The following is a 22,611-nucleotide window of genomic DNA, read 5'->3' on the forward strand; positions in this document are numbered from 1 at the left end:
TTTTTTTTAAATTTGTTTTATTGTTTTGTAGTTTCTTATGATTTCTTTGGTTTGGAATTCGTTTTTTACTCCGTTTACTGTTCGGAATATGTTTTTTCTGCTTCTTGGTAGTGTTGTTCTGAATAATAGTTCTATTGTGTTGTTTGTTTTTGGTATGTTTTTGTTTTTCATATGATTTAAGTAGTTTTCTATGTTTTTGGTGATTTTTGGTATTTTTTTGGCTATTATTTCGGGTATTTGGTCTATTTCTTCTTTTAATTTGTTTATTCTTTTTGTTGCTGTTTTTATTTTTTTGGATTTGAATATTAATGATATTTTGTCCATGTATTTTTCTAGTTTTTTGATTTTGTGTTTGTTTTCTCTTATTTTAAATTTTAGAATGTTTAATTGTATTTTTAGGCTTTTTATTTGTTCATTTATTTTTATTCTTTTTTTGTCTGTTTTTTTGATTCTGCCTCTTTTGATTTGGATTTTACTTTGTAATTTTTCGATTTTAGTTGTTATTTTTTCTATTTTATTTTTGTTTGTTTTGTTTTGTCTTTTTAGTTTGTTTATTTGTTTGTATGCGGGTTTTCGTATTTCATGTATTAAATGGAATACACATTGTTGGTGTATTATGTTGTTTTCTTTGCAGAATTTTTTATAGATTGGGTGTCCGTCTGTTATTAGTACTTTTAGTTTAAATTCTTTTGTGGATTCTTTGATGAAGTTTTCGAACGTTTTTTGGTTGAATTTGTTTTTGTGTATTATTTTTGTGTTAATTGTTATTTTGCTTATTGCGTCTATTATGCTTAATCTGAGGTATGTTTGTCTTGATATGTTCAAATATTGTTCGTCGTAGTGGATTATTCCACTGTATTCGATTTCATGTTCTTTGATTTGTTTTTTAATGTGTTTTTCGTGTTTTAGTATCCAGTCATCGATTTTTTGTTTAAATGTGTTGTAGATTGTTTGATGGCTTATATTTAGGTTTTCTGTTTTGTTTATGATGTTTGCAACTTTGTTATATGGTATATAGGTTTGTGTTTTGAATATTATTGCTTTTTCTTTTGTTTTCTTTGAATAATTGCAGTATTTGTCTTTAAATTTTGTTATATCTGTTGTTTCGTAGTGTTTGCATTTTTTCGAGCTGCAAACGTATTTTTGTAGATATATTTCGTGTTTTTTCTTGTATTTTATTTTGGTTAGTCCGTTTTTGTTTAGTGGTGCTCCGCATTTACTGCAATATTCTTTTTTCTTGACTATTATTGCTTTGTTAGTGGGTTCAGTTAGTTTTAAGAAGATAATTGCTATTTCAGGGTCTAGATCATTTGTGATTTTTATGTGATTTTTTTGTGTTTTTGAATCGAAAAAAATAAATATTTCTTCATTTAAATTATTAATTGTGGGTGTATTTTGCTTCATATTAATATATATGCCCACATTATTATTTAACTCTTTTTATGCTATTTTTCAGTTGAAATAGCGCTTATTATTTTATTATTTTGTATATTACTTTATATTAATTAAGTATTTTATTTTTAGGACTTGTTTTGTTTGTTTTTATTAAATTAGAGTTTTGTTTTGTTTATTTTGGTGTTATGATTTTCTGTTGTTATTTTGGTTCATTGTTCTTTTATTTTAATGTAACTTATTATTTTTTAGTTTTATGTTATTTTATAACTTTTGAAGTTGTATTTCAACTGTAAATTGTTTTTTAGTTAGAATTAGAAAAAATAAGTGGTTTATCATCAGTTGAATTTTTTACAGTCCCAATAAAAATAACTAATTTTTATATTTAAATCATTTTATAACCTTAATAAATCTATATCCCCCTAAAAAAACTAAATTCTACTTTTAAACTATTTTATAGTAATAATCATCTAGAATTTCCATAAAATATTTAATAGATTAGTTATATAGTAAAGTATTAGAAAAAATAGGTGAGTAAAATGGCAGAAGACAAACATGTAATATCCACATTAGGTAAGGCAGAGGTTGTAATTGAAAATGGTAAGATTACATCAATTGGAGAACCTAAAATCGACTATTGTCCTATTTATAAGGATATTGACAATGTTGATGAAATCACCAAGGATTATATTGAAATGAATATAAACCGAAGAATAGAAGAATTTGGCATGTGTACCTCCAAGAGAGCTATTAAAATGGGGGATATGATGACCTTTGGAATAAGTGAAACACTCGAGACAAACCTCGAACTTGGTGCAATCGACTGTGTAGTAGGTGCATGTGAAGGAGTAGGTACCGTTTTAATGACCGATCCCGATACAGTTCAGGGTGTTGGTGGAAGGGTATCCGGACTTGTATCCACAACCCCATTACCAGAGGTGGCCGAGAAACTTGGTAGGGAAAATGTTTTAAATCCAGAAACCGCGGAATTAAACCAATTGGAAGGTGTCAAAAAAGCTATTAAAAAAGGTTACAAAAACATTGCAGTTACCATAATACCCTCCCCCATGGTTAAAGAAATAAGGGAACTTGAAACACCTGATGATGTCAATATTTACATTTTTGTGGCCCACACAACCGGTGCAAGTAAGGAAGAGGTAGTTGAACTGTTTGAAAATGCGGACGTTATAACTGCCTGTGCGTCATCTGAGATACTTGATTATGCAGATAAAGTCAAGCCATATTATTCCGGTAAGAAAGTGCCATTATTTGCAGCAACAGAAAAGGGAAGGGAATTTTTAGATAACAGATTAGAAGCTATCGGTAAACCTTTGACAGTGAAAGATTACCCTTTAGATAGATCCAATAAACCTAACCCATTAGTTTAAATATGAATCTTACTTTTAATTCCAAACAATTCTTTATTTTTTTAAGATTTTTAAATATATCATAATTCCTTATATATAATTGAAAATGGTAAAATGATACTTGATGTTAGCTCCAGAACAGACATTCCCCAATATTACTCCAAATGGCTTTTAAAAAGATTTGAGGAGGGATACGTCTATGTTAGAAATCCCATGTTTCCTGAGAAAGTTTCCAAAATCGAACTTAGGGAAAATCTCATAGACTGCATCACATTTGTATCAAAAAACTATAGGCCACTTATCCCAGATATCCACAAGATCACAGACCATTATAACACATACTTTTTTTACACAATAACGGGATATAAAGAGGACATTGAGCCAAACGTTCCATCCATTGACGAGAGTATAGATACCCTGATGGAATTATCCAACATTGTTGGTAGGGATAGGGTGGCTTGGAGATACGATCCAGTATTGTATACCTCATATTATAATCTCCAATACCATAAACAGTGCTTTGAATATATCACAGAAAAGGTAAATAATTATATAGATAGATGCATCTTTAGCTTTGTGGATTTATATAAAAAACTAGAAAGGAACATGCCTGAAATCATTCCATTTACAGAAAAGGATAAAGAGGATATAGCAAAGAATCTTGGAGAAATCGCAGACAGATACAATATGAAAATACAAAGCTGTGCAAGTGATGTGGACTATGGCAAATACAATATTATAAAGGGAGCCTGCAGAAATCTGGACCTTTTTGGAAATGCAAACAATATAAAATTCAAGGATATCAAACATAAGGGAGACAGATTACACTGCCATTGTATTGAGACAAGGGATATTGGACAATACGACACCTGTTTAAATGGATGCAAATATTGCTATGCAAATACAAATCCCAAAAAAGCCTTTGAAAATATAAGATATCATAATCCCAACTCCCCCATATTAATTGGAAACCTAAAGGACAATGATATGGTTACAAAAGCAAATCAGAAAAGCTTTCTTAAAAAACCATATAGGAAACCAGATAAAAACGAAACAACCCTGGATAAATTTTTTTAACAATTGAAAAATAAACAAAACAATCTGGCAAAACTAGAAATAGAGCAACATTTTCCCTATTGAAAACTTAAAACATCAAATTTAATGGCCGTTTTAAGATTTAATATTAGATTTAGGTTTATTGATATATTAAACGAATATAATTAAATGAAAAGTTAAAAAGAAATAATTTTAAATATTTGAATTGAAAAATAAGTATTCAAGATATATTAAAAATTTATGGTGTAAGTAATGGAAAAAATAGACTACTTTATTACTATTTTAATTATAATATTATGTTTAAGTCTTGTCGCACTTGGTGCAACATTAATTCTAGACAATAACAGCTCCCTACCAGACCCTAATTCCAACCAAAGTGTCAATATAACAAACAACACTCCTGTAAATCAGGCACCTACTTTAAAGGTAGTTGAAAAAAATACAAACAATAATACAAATATTTCAAACAACACTACAAATCCTGATGCAGGTACTGTACTTGAGATTAAAGATCTAGGTAATGGTGAAATCAGATATAAAATAGCTGATGGAAATGGCGGATATACCTATAAGACTGTAAAGGAAAGCAATAACAACAATCAAAACAATAGTAAAAATAAATGATATCAAAAAAGAGGGTGAATATGATATAGAACTTATTTAATATTTAAATATTAAATATATCTATTTTTAATATAAAAAAAAGAAAATTAAATAATTAACTAACTTTATATGTAAAAATTAAGATTAAAAAAAAGAAAGTTAAATAATTATTGAAATAATTAACTAACCTTATATGTAAATTTATCCACTAATTCTTTGTTTCCATTGTCGTTTTTATAGACGAATATTTTCAGATATTTAAGTTGGAAATCATCATAGCCTTTTTTAGAGAAGACAACATTGGCATTCGTTATTGTATTTGCCGGTGTGTCATTAGATAAAATCACATTTGATTCATTGGTACCAAAGAAATTACCTACATTATCCAACAACTGATTATTGGAGTCATAACCATAAACCTCTATTGTGGTATCCGCCAAATCTTCTTTGGTAGTAAACTCCACATTATAAACTTTAGCAGACCCGGTATAGGTATCTGCAACAAAACTTTGATAATCCGTCTGTGTTACTGAATTGATCTGGATTTCATCATATTTAAATAGATATGGAACATCTTCAGGACTTCCCGCCATCACTACAACGGTAGTAACAGATACAATTAAGATCAATACCACAAGCAGTCCTGCAATCAAATGTTTTTTGTGTTTCTCATTAATGTTTTCCTGATATACATCGTCAGAGTAATCTTTGTTAAAGTGTTTATCAAAGAGTTGATTAGAGTAATTGTCTTTTAATGATGAATCACTGCTATTTCTATTAAATTCTTCCATGTTAAATTGGTATCCACATCTTTTACAATATTTAGAATTTATTGGATTCTTTTCACCACAATTAACACAGTACTTAAATCTTTCCCCCATATTAACCTCCAACAAAATATTAAACCATTTAATTGAAATTATATTATAAATTTTTCAAAACCGTTGAATAACAGTTCTACAAAAAGTCATCAAATTTAAAAATAATTATACAATTAACATTTTCAATATAAAAATACATTTTTCAAGATTATTTAAAAAACATATATTAAATTAGTTGAAAATCTTATAAATAATTTACTGAAATAGAAAATAAAATAGTTGAAATTTTATAAAAATTAAAAAAATTATTTAAATTCAATCAAAACAGAATAAAATAGAATAGATAATTAATTTAATAATTCTAAAGGATTAAAAAATATATTTATTTATTATTCAACCTATTTTAATCAGATAAAGAGCAAATTAACCAAATATAAATTTTATAAAGGTCATAATTAAAAAAAGCCAGATATTCATAGAATAGAATATTGATAAAAAAAGATAGTAAAGATTAATACATTAAAAATGTATTAAAGAAAAATATTGATTTTACAACTACACGTTTAGCTAAAAAAAACATGTCTATTCCACAGTCACACACTTAGCTAGGTTCTTAGGTTTATCAGGATCTGAGCCCCTTTCCAATGCTATGTAATAAGAGATTAGTTGAAGTGGAATTACATATACAAGTGGAGCTATGATATCCTCAACATCACCATCAATTAGGAAAACATCGTCTGCCTTATTTGAAAGTGAGTCATCACCTTTGGCACCAATAGCTATAACATCCGCACCCCTTGATTTAACCTCTTCAAGATTGCTCATGGTTTTTCTGTAGTTATCACCAGGCGGTAAAATTACAACTACAGGAATACCCTCGTCAATCAATGCAAGAGGTCCATGTTTAAGTTCACCTGCAGCATAACCCTCACCATGGATATAGGTAATCTCTTTAAGTTTAAGTGCCCCTTCAAGAGCTGTTGGATAAGCAAATCCCCTTCCAATATAGAAGAAATCATCGGCATATTTATATTTCTTGGACATTTCTTCTAAAGACTCCGCATCCTCCAGTACCTCATCAATATATTTTGGAACCATTTCCAGTTTTTCTAGAAGTTCATCGTTTTCTGCCAAAAGTCCTGCAAATAAATATATTGAGATTAACTGTGATATATAGGTTTTAGTAGCGGCCACACCTATCTCAGGACCTGCCTGTGTTTGAATCACATATTGAGCCCTACGTGTAGCAGATGAACCTGCAACATTTACAATGGCCAATGTTTTACTTGTTTTATTGGCAATATCCAAAGCCTTCAATGTATCTGCAGTTTCACCTGACTGTGAAATAAATACAACCAGAGTGTTCTCATTTAAAGTGTTTGCAGAGTATTTAAACTCTGATGCAAGAATCACATCAGTCGGTATATTCGCAAGGGTTTCGATTAAGTATTTACCGGTAAGGGAGGCATGGTAGGACGTTCCACAGGCAACAAACACAATTCTATTTATATCATCCTTGATCTCATCTACAATGGCCTTAATATTGTCCTTTTCTGTCAAGGTATTTTTAACGGCTGAACTCTCCTCATTGATTTCCTTAATCATGAAGTAATCATAACCCTCTTTTTCAGCCATTTCAGGAGTCCAGTTAATAGTCTCGATTTCCTTATCTAAAATGTTCCCCTCTGTATCCTTAACTGTTACTCCATCCATTGTTAAGGTAACAATTTCCCCTTCTACAGGATAAATGATATTATTGGTATATTTTAAAATAGCTGGAGAATCACTTGCAACAAAGAATTCGTTTTTACCTACACCTACAATTAAGGGACTGTCCTTTCTGGTTGCAACTACCTTATTTGGTTCATCAATTGAAATAGCTGCAATAGCATAAGCCCCAACCATTTTATCAATAGTTTTTACCATGGCTCCTTCAAGGTTTGAACCTTCATCCATGAATTTTCTAAGCAGATGAGGAATTACCTCAGTATCGGTATCTGATTTGAAAGTATGGCCCTCTTTGATTAGCTCTTCCTTAAGCTCAGCATAATTCTCAATGATTCCATTATGTACAACTGCTATTGTACCGTCCTCATCGGTATGTGGATGAGCATTTACACGGTTTGGATCCCCATGGGTTGCCCAACGTACATGTGCAATACCGCATTGACCTTCCATATCTCCTAAATCAAGATTAGTGTTAACATCAATAATTTTACCCTTATCCTTTTTAACATAAATTTTATTGTCTTCTGTAGCAATACCTACTGAATCATATCCCCTGTATTCAAGTTTAGATATACAATCTAGTAAAATTGGTGCTGCTTTTTTATCTCTTAAAACACAACCTACTATACCACACATAATCTATAACTCCATTAAATAAATAATCATAAAGTTTCCATCATGAATTTATATTGTAAATAAATCCTATTAATAAATCTAAATTTAAAAATTTCCATTTTATCTAAGAAACTCTTAAAAAAATCAATCCATATACATTCATTTAATTTAAATTTAATTTAATTCCACAGTTATCTATAAGATTGATTTTTATCTTTTAAGATTCCAAATGTACTTACTGTTATATTTGTTGTTTATAATTTATATATTAAAATTTAAACCTAATCTTTTAAAAAAATTTCTTATTTTGTAATAATTAAGTTGTAATACTATTTAAATATTAAGTATATCTGAAAATAAAAAAGATTTTATTAAAAATACCTGTATTTTATATAGGCGAATTGTTTTAAACTTATACTTTAATTAAATATTGCTTTTAGGTTGAGATTAAAAAAAATAGTCGTTTATCGTTGAATCTTTAACAACACTAAAAGTTTAAAGACCCTTATGTTAAAAGTATCTAAAACCTTTAAAATATTAATTTAAAAATCATATTTACTAAAATTAGATAGTTTCCATATTTAATTAATAAAATGAGATTAACAAAAAAATAATATATAAAACAATGAAAAAATGTTTAAAATTAATTTGAAATTATTAGTTCTCTTCTTTGGATGCATCCCAAGGTTGGTTTCTAATTATACTGTGCATATCTATAGTATCATCATCAATAAACTCCAATTCTAGTTTACCATCTTTAACATTCCATATAACAAAATTGTCTTGTTTAATACCTAATTCTTCCCTGTATTTTAAAGGAATTGTTAATTTAAATCCATTTTCAATCTTGGTTTTCATGTTACCACCTATAATTTCTAGTCATATTATAATCTAATTTTATCTCATATAAAAATTAATCTAATTTTATTTAATGTAGAAATTAGTTTTCATAAAAGATTATTGATGGTCAATAACAAAATATATAATTAATAATAAAATCATAAATAAGAATATTGTATATTTATTTAAAATTAATAATTTTCTTTAAATATTTTCAAATTATTAGAGGATTAAAATGATTGAAAAGACTGAACTAATGTATGAAGGAAAGGCTAAAAGCGTTTATGAAACTAATGAAGCTGATAAAGTTATTGTTGAATTCCGTGACGATATGACTGCTGGTGACGGTGCAAGAAAAGAGACCATGGATAAAAAGGGTTATTACAATTCAATAATTACCGCTAAAATCTTTGAAGTGCTTGCCGACAATGGCATTGATACCCAATTAATAGAGCTTCAAAAACCTAAGACCTTAGTTGTTAAAAAACTTGACATGATTCCCCTTGAGGTTATTGTACGTAATATAGCAACTGGAAGCTTAGTCAGGACATTTCCTTTTGAGGATAAGACTCCACTAAACCCACCTATTGTACAAACCGATTATAAAAGTGACGAGTTCCATGATCCTGCCATAAATGATTCCATCTCCAAAGCACTTGGTCTTGCAACTCAGGAGGAACTTGATTTCATTAGGGAAACCGCACTTAAAATCAATGACATAATGAAGGACATGTTTAAAAAAGTTGGCATTATCCTAGTTGACTTTAAAATTGAATTTGGTAAGGATTCCGAAGGTAGAATCGTTCTTGGTGATGAGATTAGTCCAGATAGTTGTAGGTTATGGGATGCTGACACCATGGACATGTTAGATAAAGAATTGTTCAGAAAAGGCCAAGACGATAAAGTCATGAGCGCTTATGAAGAGGTCTTCAATAGATTAATTACTGATGATGACAAAGCTAAATGGAATTTATAGACTTGTTGTTAGTTAAACTATTTAATATAAAATTTGTAATTCTAGATTATCCCAATAAAAATATATTATGAGTGATTTAAATGAAATATGATATAGAAGTAACAATATATCTTAAAGAAGGAATGTTGAATCCTGAGGCAAAGACTATTGAAAACTCACTTTCCCTACTTGGTTATAATGTATCAGACACCAAAACCAAAAGCATCATCACTTTCCAGATGGAAGGGGAAAACACTGAGGAGGTAAAATCCGAAGTGGACGATATGTGTCAAAGATTACTCTGTAACCCTGTAATTCATAATTACAAAATCCTTGTTTTCCCGGAAAGTGTAGACTGCGGACTTAAAGAATAGATACGGGGGATAACATGAGAATAGGAGTAATAAGATTTCCAGGAACAAACTGTGATAGGGATGTTCATCATGCATTGGAACTTGCTGGTGCAGAGGCCGATTACGTTTGGTGGAAGGATGAGGATCTAACCGACTATGACGGTATTGTCATTCCAGGGGGATTTTCATATGGAGATTACTTACGTGCAGGAGCAATAGCTTCAATCACACCTGTAATTGACGGAGTAAAAGCATTAGTTAAAGAGGAAAAACCAGTACTTGGAATATGTAATGGTGCTCAAATTTTAGGAGAAATAGGACTTGTTCCAGGGGTTTTCATCACAAACGAATATCCCAAATTTAATTGTCAGTCAATAGAGCTTAAGGTCAAGACCACACGCAGTCCGTTTACATCATACTACAAGAAGGATGAGGTGGTTCAAATACCGATAGCCCATGCAGAGGGAAGATTCTATACAGAGGATGTTGAGCTTTTACATGATCAGGACCAGATATTGTTCCAGTTTAATGGTGAAAATCCAAACGGATCCATTGAAAAAATCACAGGTGTATGTGATGAATCTGGACTTGTCTGTGCAATGATGCCTCACCCTGAAAGGGCATGCGAGAAAATCTTAGGTTCAGACGACGGACTTAAAGTATTCAAAGGTATGATTGACAATAGCTGATCCTTAAAAAGATAAAGGACAATAAAAAAATAAATTTCCAACTATTTAAAGAAAAAAATGTGATAAAATGGTAGTGTATTTAGTAGGTGCAGGACCTGGAGATGCAGATTTAATAACCGTAAAAGCTGTAAAAATACTTAAAAAAGCCGATGTAGTTTTATATGACTATTTGTCAAATGATGAAATATTAAATTATGCGCCGGATACTGCTAAGAAAATATATGTAGGTAAGAAAGCAGGTTCCCACTATAAAAAACAGGATGAGATCAACGAGCTTATCGTTAAGGAGGCTCAGGACAGATCCAATAACAAGGAAGGTAAGGACCCCGTTGTGGTACGTCTTAAAGGTGGAGATCCTTTTGTGTTCGGACGTGGGGGAGAGGAAATCCTCGAACTTGCAAAAGCTGGAATTGATTTTGAAGTTATTCCAGGGGTTACCTCAGCAGTAGGTGCACCTACATCACTCGGATTACCAATAACACACAGGGCAGTTGCAACGTCATTTACAGTTGTTACTGGTCATGAAGACCCAACAAAACCAGACAAACAGGTCAAATGGGATTTTACAGCAGATACCTTAATCATCCTCATGGGAATCGGAAACATTAAAGAAAATACACAGGAAATCATGAAATATCGTGACGGTAAAACACCTGCATGTGTCATAGAAAGCGGAACACTCCCCAATGAAAGGGTGATATTTGGAACACTAGATAACATTGCGGATAAAAATATAAACACACCTGCGATTTTAATAATTGGAAATGTCATTGATGTATTTAAGGATTTAGATTACCTAAAAGCTAAAGAATAAATAACAAGAGGGATATTATTTTTGGACTAAACCTACCTTTTCATCTGTACCAGCCTGCAGCAATAATAATTGGAATTATTGCAATATACTATGCCCATAGAAAATATAAAAATCATGAAATCCACTTGGGACTAATAGTGTTGTGGGACATATTCTTTATTCTAATGATTGTTGTATCATTTTTAGGTGATTTTACAACATTCATGAGTAATTACATAGGTTTTAGACGTGGTCTTGATTTGATATTCTCAGCCGCTTTAGCTATACTTCTATACTTTAGTTTCAAAACAGCTCAAAAAGTAGAGGAGCTGAATGACAATATCTATAAATTAAACAGTATTATTGATAAGAACAATAAGAAAGAATAAACAGCATTTAAAAGTTTTAAAGTTTTTCAATTTAAAAAACTTCTATTTTTCTTATTTTAAAAGTAATTTCTATAGTTAAAAACTTCTATTTTTCCAATAATGTTTTTTACATAAAATTCATAATTTAATTTAGTAAAAAAAATATTTATATTAAAAAAATAATTTCCAACATTTCCTATTTTTAAAGATAAACTTTTTACCTTAATAACTTAAAAAAAATCCAATTTCTATTATTTTAAACAACATATCTTTATATGAAAGGTTTATAGTTTTCCTAATTTAAAAAAATAAACTTTTCAATTTTATACATAAAAGAAAAGATAATACTTAAAATAAATTTAATTTAAAAAAAATAGCTAATAATGAGGAATTATTGTTCCTCACTTGATCTATGGAAGAATTTCTTAATTCTAAATGATATATATTGAGTTCCGCCACGAACGTTACGTTTAAATTCTTCCCATGTGAGATTTGCGAGAAATGTTTTAACAATATATGTAAATGAGAAATAATATTTGCTCATCAGGTTATCCCTAATTTTTTCAATCTCCTCATGACTTGCATAGGGATAGTCGACCAAGCAATTAAGATAGCCCTCATCATTCAGCCAATGGGAATAGTCCTCGGTTATGAGATAATCATTATCCCGTGCCCAATTATATAATTCAGTACCTGGGAAAGGCACTGCCTGCTGGAAGAAACACATGTCAGGATAAACCTCCTTTGCAAATTCATAGGTTTGATTAATGGTTTCAAGATTATCCCCTGTAAGACCAATCATAAAGCATCCGAATACTTTAATATCCAAATCACGAGCATATCTGGCAAAGTTACGTGACTGTTCAAGGGTGATTCCTTTTTTAGTCTTGTCAAGCACTTCCTGGTTACCTGACTCATAACCGCATACAAGTAACCTACAGCCTGCCTCCTTCATTTTGGCCATCGTTTCATAGTCAAGATCCACCCTTGTATTACAGGACCATATTGGTTTAAGACCCCTTTCTATAATCTCATCACATACTTCTATTACACGTTTCTTGTTTACTGTGAAAGTATCATCCTCAATAAATATTTCCTTGATTTCAGGCATGTCAGTTAGGATATACTCGATTTCATCCACCAGATCTTTAACGGATCTTAAACGATACAATCTTCCACCCATTGTTGATGGATAGGAACAGAAGTTACATTTATTTGGGCAGCCTCTACTTGATACAATCTGTATCATAGGTTTCTGTGCAAATGCATATGCATAATCGTTACAATCCAGGAATTCCTGATAGACCTTAGATACCCAAGGAAGCTTATCCAAATCAACTAAAGGTCTGTCAATGTTATGGACAATCTTACCGTCCTCATCCCTATAGGAGATTCCCTCAATATCTTTAAGTTGACCGTAGTCTACAATTGAATCCCCACCTGCCTTTACAATCTCAGGTACGGTAAAATCGTATTCCTGACGAACGACAATATCTACCCCGTAGCATTTGTTTAGAACATCCTCCGGCAGAATTGTAGGATGTGTTCCACCACAGATAATTTTAATATTGGGAAAACTGTCTTTAATCCTGTTTAGGGTGTTATAATCATAGCTACATGTAGGTGTAGTTGTCTCACACATAATATAATCTGGATTGTATGAGGATATTTCATTTAAGGTATCCTCTAATGTAAAGTTTTTCGTAATACAATCAACTAATTTAACGTCAATTCCATAATTCTCACATACTCCAACACAGTAAGCAAGCCAATAGGGATAATATAAAGTACCTGATTTTGTCTTCTCTGGCCAACGACTTGCCCTACTAATATTGAATTCATATGGTAAATTCAAAAATAATACTTTCATGATTTTCTACACCTATTAAAAATAAATATGATCTCTACCCTACTTCCTAAAAATATAACAATAAATGGTATTTATCTTATAATATTTAAGTTTTATAAAGAGGATACTTAATGTTTAAAAAGTCAATAGAAAAATCATAAAAATCAATATATTCTAAGAACATCTATTGGAAATCCTATAGGATTATATAAAAAAATATCAGATAATTAGAAAGTATTTATACAAAAAATAAAAAAGATAATAATGATTAATAATTAAAATCAAAAAATGATAATATGGAAAATAGAGTGATTGAGAAGAATGGAGATAGTATTTCACCTCTTGGGTTTGGAGCTATGAGACTTTCATTAAACGGAAGGGAATATGGGGAATCTAGACGATTATTAAGAATTGGAATCAACAATGGTATAAATTTTATTGATACCGCATATGTTTACTCCAATGGAAACAATGAAAAGCTCATTGCAGATGCCCTAAAAGACGGTTACAGGGAAAAAGTGAAAATATCCACAAAGATACCTGCATTCAATATTAAAAGAAGGGAGGAAATGGAACCTTACCTCAACAAACAATTAAAAACTTTAGGTATGGATTACATTGACTATTACTTCCTTCATAATGTTAACCTAAAAATTATGGAAAGACTCTCAGATATCGAGGTATTTGAATTCTTGGATAAAGCAAAAAAGGAAGGTAAAATAAGAAACGCAGGCTTTTCATACCATGGAGAGATCAAGGACTTTAAGAAAGTAGTTGATATGTATGATTGGGACATGTGTCTAATACAATTCAACTATTATGATGATGGCATTCAGATGGATATGGATTGCATTGAATATGCACACTCTAAAAAGATGGGAATATTTGTAATGGAACCTTTAAAAGGAGGGATCCTTGCAGGAGATATGCCGGAGAAAGTTGAAGAGGAATTCAGAAAAGTCAACCCTAAAAAAACCAATGCGGAATGGGCTTTATCCTGGGTATTAAACCATCCGGAGATTACATGCGTTCTATCCGGAATGACAGATATAGAACAGTTAAGGGAAAACATAAGGATTGCAAAGGAAGTGAAACCTAATTCGTTAAGTGATGAGGAGCTTAAAACAATTAAGCATGCAAGAAACATGATGAAGAAATCCCTTAAAATCAACTGTGCAACCTGTGGTTACTGCATGCCTTGTCCAGAAGGAGTAAACATCCCCAAATGTTTCGATCTATATAATGAAAAATTCCTATTCAATAAAAAAGATCTTAAAGCAAGAACACAATATCTCACACAGTTAGGCGGTGCGCTTGACGGCAATTCACAGAATGCTGGAAAATGTAGTCAATGTAATAAATGTGTAAGGTTATGTACACAACATCTTAACATTCCGGAGGAACTTAAAAAGGTCAAATCCGAGTTTGAATATCCTGGATTTAACATTATAAACGGTATCGGCAAATATGTTGTACTGCCAGTAGCCAATAGAATCTTTGATATGAGAAATAAACTTTAACCTAAGTTATTTTATTATTTTTTATAATATTATATTTTAAATACTGAAAACCTGTTTTAAACAATTAAGCCTTATTTATACAAACAATATTATACATTTTAAATATTGAATACTGAAAAACCTGTTTTTAACAATTAAGTTTTATTTATGCAGACAATATTATATATTTAATATATTGATTATTGGAGGATCTGCTTTTAACAATTAAGCATTGTGATTTTTAAAAAAGTTAAACAAAAATTAAATAAATTATGAAATACTTAAAAATAAATAATAGTATGGAGGACAATACTATGGATATTCTTATGATTATTATTCTTGTTATAGTTGTAATCCTGATTATTGGAATAATTCTAATCTACAATGGTCTTGTTAATGCAAGAAACAAAGTGAAAAATGGTTGGGCGCAAATCGAGGTCCAACTTAACAGACGTGCTGACTTAATTCCAAACCTTGTAGAAACTGTAAAAGGTTATGCAAGTCATGAAAAGGAAGTATTTGAAAAGGTGACCACTGCAAGATCTGGTCTTTTACATGCTCAAGGAGTGGAAGAGGTTGCAGAAGCAAACAATATGTTAACCGATACATTAAGAACTTTATTTGCCGTATCAGAAAACTATCCTGATTTAAAGGCCAATGAGAATTTCATTAATTTACAGAACCAACTTAAAGATACGGAGGACAAGATCGCATATGCAAGACAGTTCTATAATGATACTGTATTAATGTATAACAATAAATGTGAAACATTCCCAAGTAACATATTTGCGAATATATTCAACTTTAAAGAAGCGGATTTCTTTAAAGGAGCACCCGGCTCAGAACAGGTACCAAAAGTTGAATTCTAAACAAAACTCTTATTTTTATTTTTTTACTATTTTTAAAAGAGAATAATTATTGATTTTAATCCAAAAGGTGAGATATTATGGATAAGAAGATAGTTGGAATACTGATTATTTTAACTATTGCTTTAGCTTTGATTCCTACCATCACAGCAGATGATGATAGATCCTACGACATTACACGGGGAATCGTTAATCTGACTGTAGACTCTAACGGTAACCTGCAGGTTTTAGAAACATATACCTATGATTTTAAAGGAACATTTCATGGAGTTAATCGTGAAATACCCGTTAAAGATGGAGAAGGTCTAACAAATTATAGCGTCACGACAGATGGAGCCTATAACAGTGTTTCTGTATCTAATGAAGATAACTATAAAGAGTTTACCGTCAACCTATATAAGGATCCCGCAAAAACACAGGCAATCTCAGACTGTGAGGTGAATGTGACCTATAACTACACAATGAAAAACACCGTTAAAATATATAATGATGTTGGCGAAGTCCAATATAAGGTCTGGGGAGGTGAATGGGACCAGGGCATTAGTAATTTTACAGCATGCCTAAACGTTCCCTCAAGAAATGGAGTTGAATACTGGATCAATCCGAAAAACTTTGATGGAACAAGCAAATGGACCCAAAACACCTTACAATTACATACAGACTATAGGGAAAGTGATGAATACATTGAACTTAGAGCAGCAATTCCAAGAAGTGAATTTAATCCAAACCCTACAGACGGAAACATAATCAATAAGAATGGTCTTGATGAGATTAAAAAGATACAGTCCGAGTATAATACAAAATACGATATCGCAAATATGGGATGCGTTTCTACCATAATCCTAGAATTCATATACATTGTATCTGTTGTAGGAATATACCTAAAATATGGTAGGGAACCTAAAATAGAGTATAATGGAATCTATGAAAGGGAACCTCCTACAGATGACAGTCCAACATTTATCAATGCAATGATACCAGACAGATTTAAAAATGTGGGAGATTTAAATGACAATGGATTTAAAGCCTGCATAATGGAACTAATAAATGACGGTTATCTAAAAATTGTAAATAGGGACAATATAACAGAAAATAAAAGTAACAATATTAGATTAGAAGTTACGGACAAAGACCAATCCAATTTAGAATTCTACCAGAAACATGCGATAAACATCCTTAAAGGTTTTATGTATAATGGTGTAATCGACTTTAAAATGATGGAAAATGATTTGAAAAACGAGGAAAATGCAGAAAGATTCAATAACGTATACAGAGCCTGGAAAACCAGTTTTATCTCTAGAAATATACCTGAAAGCATAAAAAGGGAATACTTTGATGATACCGGATCAGTCTATATAAAGATTTTATCCCTAATCATCTTAGTAACCGGTATCATATTAGGATACTTCTTGTTTGGAACAAATGTGGAACTAGAGTCTATAGGATTTGTAGGTTCAATCGCATTGATAGTATCAAGTATTATTGGACTACTATTACCATCAACATTTGGTGGAAGATGGAGTAAGGAGGGAAAGGAATTTGAAATGAAATGGTTAAACTTTAAGAAATATCTTAATGACTACTCATTAATAAAAGAATATCCTCCAGAGTCCATTGAAATATGGAACAAATATTTAATATATGCAACTGCACTTGGAGTTGCTAAAACTGTTGAAAAAGCAATGAACAGCATTGCATACAATAACATCACAGACAGCTATTATTACAACAATGATGTATTCATGTTTAGTTACTTTGGTGGAATGAATGCATTAGAATCTGCAATAACAACCGGAATAAACACCATTAATACCTACGATATTGGGGATATTGGAGGGGGATCTGGTGGTGGAGGTGGAGGAGCTTTCTAGCTTCCAAACCTCTTTAATCTCCATATCTTTATTTTAACATGTTTTCAAATAAAACATGCCTATTTTTAAAACAATAAATGAAGACTACTTCTATAATGATTCTAAAGACCTAATCCATCCTAAGTAAATGAAAGCCATAAACCTTAAAAAACTATTTTTAACAATGAATTCTTTCATACAACCACAATCTAACCATTAAAAAATCGATAAAAAAAACTATAAACCTTAAAAATAATTTAAAATCTGTTTTTAACAATGAATTATTTTATATAAGCAGATGCTAATCATTAAAAAATAAAAAAACCATAACAATTTAAAATCTATTTAAAAACTGTTTTTAAACTAATATTACCATATTCTCAATGAAACCATTTAAATTAAAAAAAAATATAGAGTTAATTAATTTCATGATTTAAAAACATTATTTCTAAAAATAATAAAAATTAAAAAAATAAAATTATTCTTTTATAAAAGAATAAATTAAAAAAAAAAATTAAAAATTTAATATAAAATTGAAAAGAGCCAATTCAAAGATTGAAAAAAAACAATATTAAGAATGTATTAAAAAATCTAAAAACCAGTTGAAAAATTTTATAATCCTTATTATCTATTTTTAATGTTTTAAAGGTTTAAATTTAATTTTAATTTAAAAAAAGTATTATAATATATTTTTTAGTACAATAAATTGGGACTGTAAAAAATTCAACTGATGATAAACCACTTATTTTTTCTAATTCTAACTAAAAAACAATTTACAGTTGAAATACAACTTCAAAAGTTATAAAATAACATAAAACTAAAAAATAATAAGTTACATTAAAATAAAAGAACAATGAACCAAAATAACAACAGAAAATCATAACACCAAAATAAACAAAACAAAACTCTAATTTAATAAAAACAAACAAAACAAGTCCTAAAAATAAAATACTTAATTAATATAAAGTAATATACAAAATAATAAAATAATAAGCGCTATTTCAACTGAAAAATAGCATAAAAAGAGTTAAATAATAATGTGGGCATATATATTAATATGAAGCAAAATACACCCACAATTAATAATTTAAATGAAGAAATATTTATTTTTTTCGATTCAAAAACACAAAAAAATCACATAAAAATCACAAATGATCTAGACCCTGAAATAGCAATTATCTTCTTAAAACTAACTGAACCCACTAACAAAGCAATAATAGTCAAGAAAAAAGAATATTGCAGTAAATGCGGAGCACCACTAAACAAAAACGGACTAACCAAAATAAAATACGAGAAAAAACACGAAATATATCTACAAAAATACGTTTGCAGCTCGAAAAAATGCAAACACTACGAAACAACAGATATAACAAAATTTAAAGACAAATACTGCAATTATTCAAAGAAAACAAAAGAAAAAGCAATAATATTCAAAACACAAACCTATATACCATATAACAAAGTTGCAAACATCATAAACAAAACAGAAAACCTAAATATAAGCCATCAAACAATCTACAACACATTTAAACAAAAAATCGATGACTGGATACTAAAACACGAAAAACACATTAAAAAACAAATCAAAGAACATGAAATCGAATATAGTGGAATAATCCACTACGACGAACAATATTTGAACATATCAAGACAAACATACCTCAGATTAAGCATAATAGACGCAATAAGCAAAATAACAATTAACACAAAAATAATACACAAAAACAAATTCAACCAAAAAACGTTCGAAAACTTCATCAAAGAATCCACAAAAGAATTTAAACTAAAAGTACTAATAACAGACGGACACCCAATCTATAAAAAATTCTGCAAAGAAAACAACATAATACACCAACAATGTGTATTCCATTTAATACATGAAATACGAAAACCCGCATACAAACAAATAAACAAACTAAAAAGACAAAACAAAACAAACAAAAATAAAATAGAAAAAATAACAACTAAAATCGAAAAATTACAAAGTAAAATCCAAATCAAAAGAGGCAGAATCAAAAAAACAGACAAAAAAAGAATAAAAATAAATGAACAAATAAAAAGCCTAAAAATACAATTAAACATTCTAAAATTTAAAATAAGAGAAAACAAACACAAAATCAAAAAACTAGAAAAATACATGGACAAAATATCATTAATATTCAAATCCAAAAAAATAAAAACAGCAACAAAAAGAATAAACAAATTAAAAGAAGAAATAGACCAAATACCCGAAATAATAGCCAAAAAAATACCAAAAATCACCAAAAACATAGAAAACTACTTAAATCATATGAAAAACAAAAACATACCAAAAACAAACAACACAATAGAACTATTATTCAGAACAACACTACCAAGAAGCAGAAAAAACATATTCCGAACAGTAAACGGAGTAAAAAACGAATTCCAAACCAAAGAAATCATAAGAAACTACAAAACAATAAAACAAATTTAAAAAAATTCAAGCCATCAGTTGAATTTTTTACAACCTCAATAAATTATTTTAAATAATTTATTTTTAAATTCTTATATCATATTTTATACATTAAAGCTTTTTAAAAATAAAAAAAAAACCTTAAAATTCATTGACATATTAAAAAAGTCCATGATTAAGTAATTAATAAAAAATAAATTTAATGAAATACAGAAATTAGTTTAGTATAAAAGACTAGAGTTATACCTTAATATAAAAATAATATTCAAGATCAATACAAAAGAATTATGATTATATTTTAATAATTAAGATTAAATCAGATGAGGAATTTTATGAGCAATAAGAAAATAGTAGCTTTAACACGTCCTATAAGCAGATCAAAAGAGGCTAAAAAATTAGTAGAGTCATATGGTGGAGAGGCTCTAATAGTACCTACATTAGAATTGGAACTTCTAAACTCACCGTCACTTAAAAAATTTATGGAAGAGATCGATGATTTGGATTGGTTAATATTCACATCAGTCTCATCACTGGATTCAATATACAAATATTACCCCGACTTTAATGGAAAATTAAATGACAATTGTAAAACAGCAGTTATCGGCCATAAAACGGCTGAGGTTGCGGAAAAATATGGTCTCAGAGTAGACCTTATACCTAAGGATTATACCGCCGAGGGATTACTTGAAAGCTTTAATGATATAGACATTAAAGGACTAAAAATTGGCATTCCAAGAACATATTCAGCAAGGAAAGTACTTCCCGAAGAGCTTAAAAATCGTGGAGCCAATGTGATTCTTGCTGAAAGTTATAGATCCACCATACCCCATGATAAAAGTAAAATAAAAGGGTTAATCAATAAAATATTAAATAAGGAGATTAATGCGATTACATTTACAAGTCCTTTAACTGTTAGAAATTTATTTAAAGTTGCAGAAGACAATATCAAGGACCAACTATCCAAATCATTATCTGAGAACATAATCACAGTATCCATTGGACCTATTACCGCACAGGCCTTAGACGAATTCAATGTTAAATATATCTATCCTGAAAGGTATACTGTAAAGGATATGATTGACTTATTATTCGACAAGTTTAACAACAAAGAAAATTGATTTAGGAAAATAAATGAGATAGATTATGTCATACAAGATTAGTATAATTGTACCTGTTTACAATGGGGATAAAACACTGGAAAATGCACTGGACTCCATTATAAATCAGACAATAGGTGTTAAAAATCTGCAGGTTATAATCGTCGATGATAAATCTACCGACAACAGTAGAATTATAATTGACGAATACTGTCAAAGATATGAAAGTTTTGAGGCCATATACCTTAAACGCAATATTGGTGGAGCCTATGGACCAAAGAACATAGGACTCAAACATGTCAAAGCACCTTATATTATGTTTTTAGATTCAGATGATAGTTTTGAGAGGGATGCATGTAGAATACTTTATAATAAAATCACCCACAGTAACGCCCAGATCGTATATGGAAGATATAAACGTATCTATACCGATGTCAATTTAATGACAAAAGAAAACCGTGCAGACAACTATATAAGCCCTAATCTGGAACTTGTCCAAAAATCCCACTCAGCATTCAAGGACAGTCTTAGTGAATATAATGATGATATTCTGGATAATATCACACTTACAGGGATTATGGGAAGTCTTTGGAGGAATATCTTTGGAAGGATATTCTATGGAAGAACCATTAAGAATCCGGAAACAGAAGACGGAGTATTTGATGAGATTTACATTAAAAGATTAGAGGACAATATTGACATACTTAAATCACTTCCATCATTCTGGACCAAAATATATGATGCAGATTTAATTTTATCAAACAATATTAGGTTTCCGGAGGTGATTTCTGCAGAGGATTTGAATTTCATAATGGAGGCCTATTTTAAAGCCGATGGTATAATATTTTTAAACAATACATTTATCTATAATTATTATATGAGAGATTCTGATGATGACAAATCCATTACAAAAGATATAAGTTATAGATTGGTCTATGATTCCCTATTAGGTTACGCCAAATGTTCAAACTTATGTAATAAACATGGATTCGAGAATACGGAAATAATTCTAAACCCATTTTTACTTAATTGGATCATTTTATATAAAAGAGCATATTTAGACAACAGCCAAAAGATTAAACTTCTAAGAGAGTTTGAAATATTTAGAAGCCATTATAATTGTAAATGGAAAGGAAACCTTTTATGTTCCATTATTATAAAAATGATTAACAGATCCATTCAAAAAAAGAGAAGATATAATAAGCGTGGAAATAAAAGAAAATCAGAAAGATATAAACGATATGAAATTGATTATGAAAATTAATAAATTATAAAACTTTAATATTTATAAAAAAGAAATATCTTATTAATTATGAAATTAAAATAGATTATCTTAAATAAGAAATATATCTTGGATTAGAATAGCTAATTAAATGTCTAAAGATAGAAAGATAATCTGATTATAAAAATCAAAAATTAAATTTAATGAAATGTCT

19 protein-coding genes are annotated in these 22,611 nt (G+C 29.8%); 14 read left to right on the forward strand and 5 right to left on the reverse strand.

Translation table 11 applies throughout. From position 1 onward, the window contains the following. Positions 1-6 precede the first annotated feature (6 nt). A complete protein-coding gene (locus ABM4_RS05545) occupies positions 7-1,404 on the reverse strand; it encodes a hypothetical protein (RefSeq protein ID WP_016358700.1) in 1,398 nt (465 codons plus the stop codon). 527 nt (positions 1,405-1,931) lie between these two features. Between ABM4_RS05545 and ABM4_RS05550 the strand changes: the two genes are divergently transcribed. From ABM4_RS05550 to ABM4_RS05560, 3 genes are all read left to right on the forward strand, one after another. Next, positions 1,932-2,780 carry a methanogenesis marker 8 protein gene (locus ABM4_RS05550; RefSeq protein ID WP_016358701.1) on the forward strand — a complete coding sequence of 283 codons (849 nt, stop codon included), beginning with the start codon at positions 1,932-1,934 and terminating at the stop codon, positions 2,778-2,780. A gap of 93 nt (positions 2,781-2,873) precedes the next feature. Then, a complete protein-coding gene (locus ABM4_RS05555; RefSeq protein ID WP_016358702.1) occupies positions 2,874-3,836 on the forward strand; it encodes a DUF1848 domain-containing protein in 963 nt (320 codons plus the stop codon). Between the two features lie 231 nt (positions 3,837-4,067). Then, positions 4,068-4,439: a hypothetical protein gene (locus ABM4_RS05560; RefSeq protein WP_016358703.1), complete on the forward strand. Its 372-nt coding sequence runs from the start codon at positions 4,068-4,070 to the stop codon at positions 4,437-4,439. A 158-nt stretch (positions 4,440-4,597) separates the two neighbouring features. Here ABM4_RS05560 and ABM4_RS05565 read toward each other — a convergent pair whose 3' ends face one another. The 3 genes from ABM4_RS05565 to ABM4_RS05575 form a co-directional block, all read right to left on the reverse strand. Then, a complete protein-coding gene (locus ABM4_RS05565) occupies positions 4,598-5,299 on the reverse strand; it encodes a zinc ribbon domain-containing protein (RefSeq protein ID WP_016358704.1) in 702 nt (233 codons plus the stop codon). A gap of 522 nt (positions 5,300-5,821) precedes the next feature. Further along, positions 5,822-7,603 (reverse strand): glutamine--fructose-6-phosphate transaminase (isomerizing), encoded by a 1,782-nt coding sequence (gene glmS, locus ABM4_RS05570; protein WP_016358705.1) that lies wholly within the window; start codon positions 7,601-7,603, stop codon positions 5,822-5,824. A gap of 636 nt (positions 7,604-8,239) precedes the next feature. Continuing rightward, positions 8,240-8,440, reverse strand: coding sequence for an AbrB family transcriptional regulator (locus ABM4_RS05575; protein ID WP_016358706.1), 201 nt, complete (start codon positions 8,438-8,440; stop codon positions 8,240-8,242). 220 nt (positions 8,441-8,660) lie between these two features. Between ABM4_RS05575 and purC the strand changes: the two genes are divergently transcribed. From purC to ABM4_RS08910, 5 genes are all read left to right on the forward strand, one after another. Continuing rightward, positions 8,661-9,398, forward strand: a complete 738-nt coding sequence (purC, locus tag ABM4_RS05580) for a phosphoribosylaminoimidazolesuccinocarboxamide synthase (RefSeq protein ID WP_083925433.1) — start codon at positions 8,661-8,663, stop codon at positions 9,396-9,398. 80 nt (positions 9,399-9,478) lie between these two features. Next, positions 9,479-9,751, forward strand: a complete 273-nt coding sequence (purS, locus tag ABM4_RS05585) for a phosphoribosylformylglycinamidine synthase subunit PurS (RefSeq protein ID WP_016358708.1) — start codon at positions 9,479-9,481, stop codon at positions 9,749-9,751. 14 nt (positions 9,752-9,765) lie between these two features. Then, positions 9,766-10,419, forward strand: a complete 654-nt coding sequence (gene purQ / locus ABM4_RS05590; protein ID WP_016358709.1) for a phosphoribosylformylglycinamidine synthase subunit PurQ — start codon at positions 9,766-9,768, stop codon at positions 10,417-10,419. A 67-nt stretch (positions 10,420-10,486) separates the two neighbouring features. Next, the gene (gene cobA / locus ABM4_RS05595) at positions 10,487-11,233 is read left to right on the forward strand and encodes a uroporphyrinogen-III C-methyltransferase (RefSeq protein WP_016358710.1); all 747 of its coding nucleotides are present in this window, start codon (positions 10,487-10,489) and stop codon (positions 11,231-11,233) included. Positions 11,234-11,277: 44 nt separating this feature from the next. Next, a complete protein-coding gene (locus ABM4_RS08910) occupies positions 11,278-11,601 on the forward strand; it encodes a DUF2304 domain-containing protein (RefSeq protein ID WP_255349078.1) in 324 nt (107 codons plus the stop codon). Positions 11,602-11,971: 370 nt separating this feature from the next. Here the strand turns inward: ABM4_RS08910 and ABM4_RS05605 are convergent, their stop codons facing one another. Further along, on the reverse strand, positions 11,972-13,450 hold the full coding sequence (locus ABM4_RS05605) for a B12-binding domain-containing radical SAM protein (protein ID WP_016358712.1): 1,479 nt from the start codon (positions 13,448-13,450) through the stop codon (positions 11,972-11,974). 275 nt (positions 13,451-13,725) lie between these two features. Between ABM4_RS05605 and ABM4_RS05610 the strand changes: the two genes are divergently transcribed. The 6 genes from ABM4_RS05610 (at position 13,726) to ABM4_RS05635 (ending at position 22,439) form a co-directional block, all read left to right on the forward strand. Then, positions 13,726-14,949 carry an aldo/keto reductase gene (locus tag ABM4_RS05610; RefSeq protein WP_016358713.1) on the forward strand — a complete coding sequence of 408 codons (1,224 nt, stop codon included), beginning with the start codon at positions 13,726-13,728 and terminating at the stop codon, positions 14,947-14,949. A gap of 293 nt (positions 14,950-15,242) precedes the next feature. After that, positions 15,243-15,797, forward strand: coding sequence for a LemA family protein (locus tag ABM4_RS05615; RefSeq protein ID WP_016358714.1), 555 nt, complete (start codon positions 15,243-15,245; stop codon positions 15,795-15,797). Positions 15,798-15,874: 77 nt separating this feature from the next. Continuing rightward, a complete protein-coding gene (locus ABM4_RS05620; RefSeq protein WP_016358715.1) occupies positions 15,875-17,665 on the forward strand; it encodes a DUF2207 domain-containing protein in 1,791 nt (596 codons plus the stop codon). Positions 17,666-18,701: 1,036 nt separating this feature from the next. Continuing rightward, entirely contained in the window at positions 18,702-20,099 is a 1,398-nt protein-coding gene (locus ABM4_RS05625; protein ID WP_016358496.1) for a transposase, read from the forward strand. Positions 20,100-20,410: 311 nt separating this feature from the next. Continuing rightward, complete coding sequence (locus tag ABM4_RS05630) at positions 20,411-21,196, forward strand: uroporphyrinogen-III synthase (protein ID WP_016358716.1); 786 nt, start codon at positions 20,411-20,413, stop codon at positions 21,194-21,196. A 25-nt stretch (positions 21,197-21,221) separates the two neighbouring features. Next, on the forward strand, positions 21,222-22,439 hold the full coding sequence (locus ABM4_RS05635) for a glycosyltransferase family 2 protein (RefSeq protein WP_016358717.1): 1,218 nt from the start codon (positions 21,222-21,224) through the stop codon (positions 22,437-22,439). Positions 22,440-22,611: the final 172 nt, after the last annotated feature.

The organism is Methanobrevibacter sp. AbM4 (assembly GCF_000404165.1).
Classification (GTDB): domain Archaea; phylum Methanobacteriota; class Methanobacteria; order Methanobacteriales; family Methanobacteriaceae; genus Methanarmilla; species Methanarmilla boviskoreani.

What these genes read in the sequence shown, in the direction of transcription:
- ABM4_RS05635 (WP_016358717.1), top strand. Translation starts at nt 21,222, where the DNA reads ATGTCATACAAGATTAGTATAATTGTACCTGTTTACAATGGGGATAAA.
- ABM4_RS05575 (WP_016358706.1), bottom strand. Translation starts at nt 8,440, where the DNA reads ATGAAAACCAAGATTGAAAATGGATTTAAATTAACAATTCCTTTAAAA.
- purQ (WP_016358709.1), top strand. Translation starts at nt 9,766, where the DNA reads ATGAGAATAGGAGTAATAAGATTTCCAGGAACAAACTGTGATAGGGAT.
- ABM4_RS05555 (WP_016358702.1), top strand. Translation starts at nt 2,874, where the DNA reads ATGATACTTGATGTTAGCTCCAGAACAGACATTCCCCAATATTACTCC.
- cobA (WP_016358710.1), top strand. Translation starts at nt 10,487, where the DNA reads ATGGTAGTGTATTTAGTAGGTGCAGGACCTGGAGATGCAGATTTAATA.
- ABM4_RS05630 (WP_016358716.1), top strand. Translation starts at nt 20,411, where the DNA reads ATGAGCAATAAGAAAATAGTAGCTTTAACACGTCCTATAAGCAGATCA.
- ABM4_RS05610 (WP_016358713.1), top strand. Translation starts at nt 13,726, where the DNA reads ATGGAAAATAGAGTGATTGAGAAGAATGGAGATAGTATTTCACCTCTT.
- glmS (WP_016358705.1), bottom strand. Translation starts at nt 7,603, where the DNA reads ATGTGTGGTATAGTAGGTTGTGTTTTAAGAGATAAAAAAGCAGCACCA.
- ABM4_RS05545 (WP_016358700.1), bottom strand. Translation starts at nt 1,404, where the DNA reads ATGAAGCAAAATACACCCACAATTAATAATTTAAATGAAGAAATATTT.
- ABM4_RS05620 (WP_016358715.1), top strand. Translation starts at nt 15,875, where the DNA reads ATGGATAAGAAGATAGTTGGAATACTGATTATTTTAACTATTGCTTTA.
- ABM4_RS05615 (WP_016358714.1), top strand. Translation starts at nt 15,243, where the DNA reads ATGGATATTCTTATGATTATTATTCTTGTTATAGTTGTAATCCTGATT.
- ABM4_RS05625 (WP_016358496.1), top strand. Translation starts at nt 18,702, where the DNA reads ATGAAGCAAAATACACCCACAATTAATAATTTAAATGAAGAAATATTT.
- ABM4_RS05560 (WP_016358703.1), top strand. Translation starts at nt 4,068, where the DNA reads ATGGAAAAAATAGACTACTTTATTACTATTTTAATTATAATATTATGT.
- ABM4_RS05565 (WP_016358704.1), bottom strand. Translation starts at nt 5,299, where the DNA reads ATGGGGGAAAGATTTAAGTACTGTGTTAATTGTGGTGAAAAGAATCCA.
- ABM4_RS05550 (WP_016358701.1), top strand. Translation starts at nt 1,932, where the DNA reads ATGGCAGAAGACAAACATGTAATATCCACATTAGGTAAGGCAGAGGTT.
- purS (WP_016358708.1), top strand. Translation starts at nt 9,479, where the DNA reads ATGAAATATGATATAGAAGTAACAATATATCTTAAAGAAGGAATGTTG.
- ABM4_RS05605 (WP_016358712.1), bottom strand. Translation starts at nt 13,450, where the DNA reads ATGAAAGTATTATTTTTGAATTTACCATATGAATTCAATATTAGTAGG.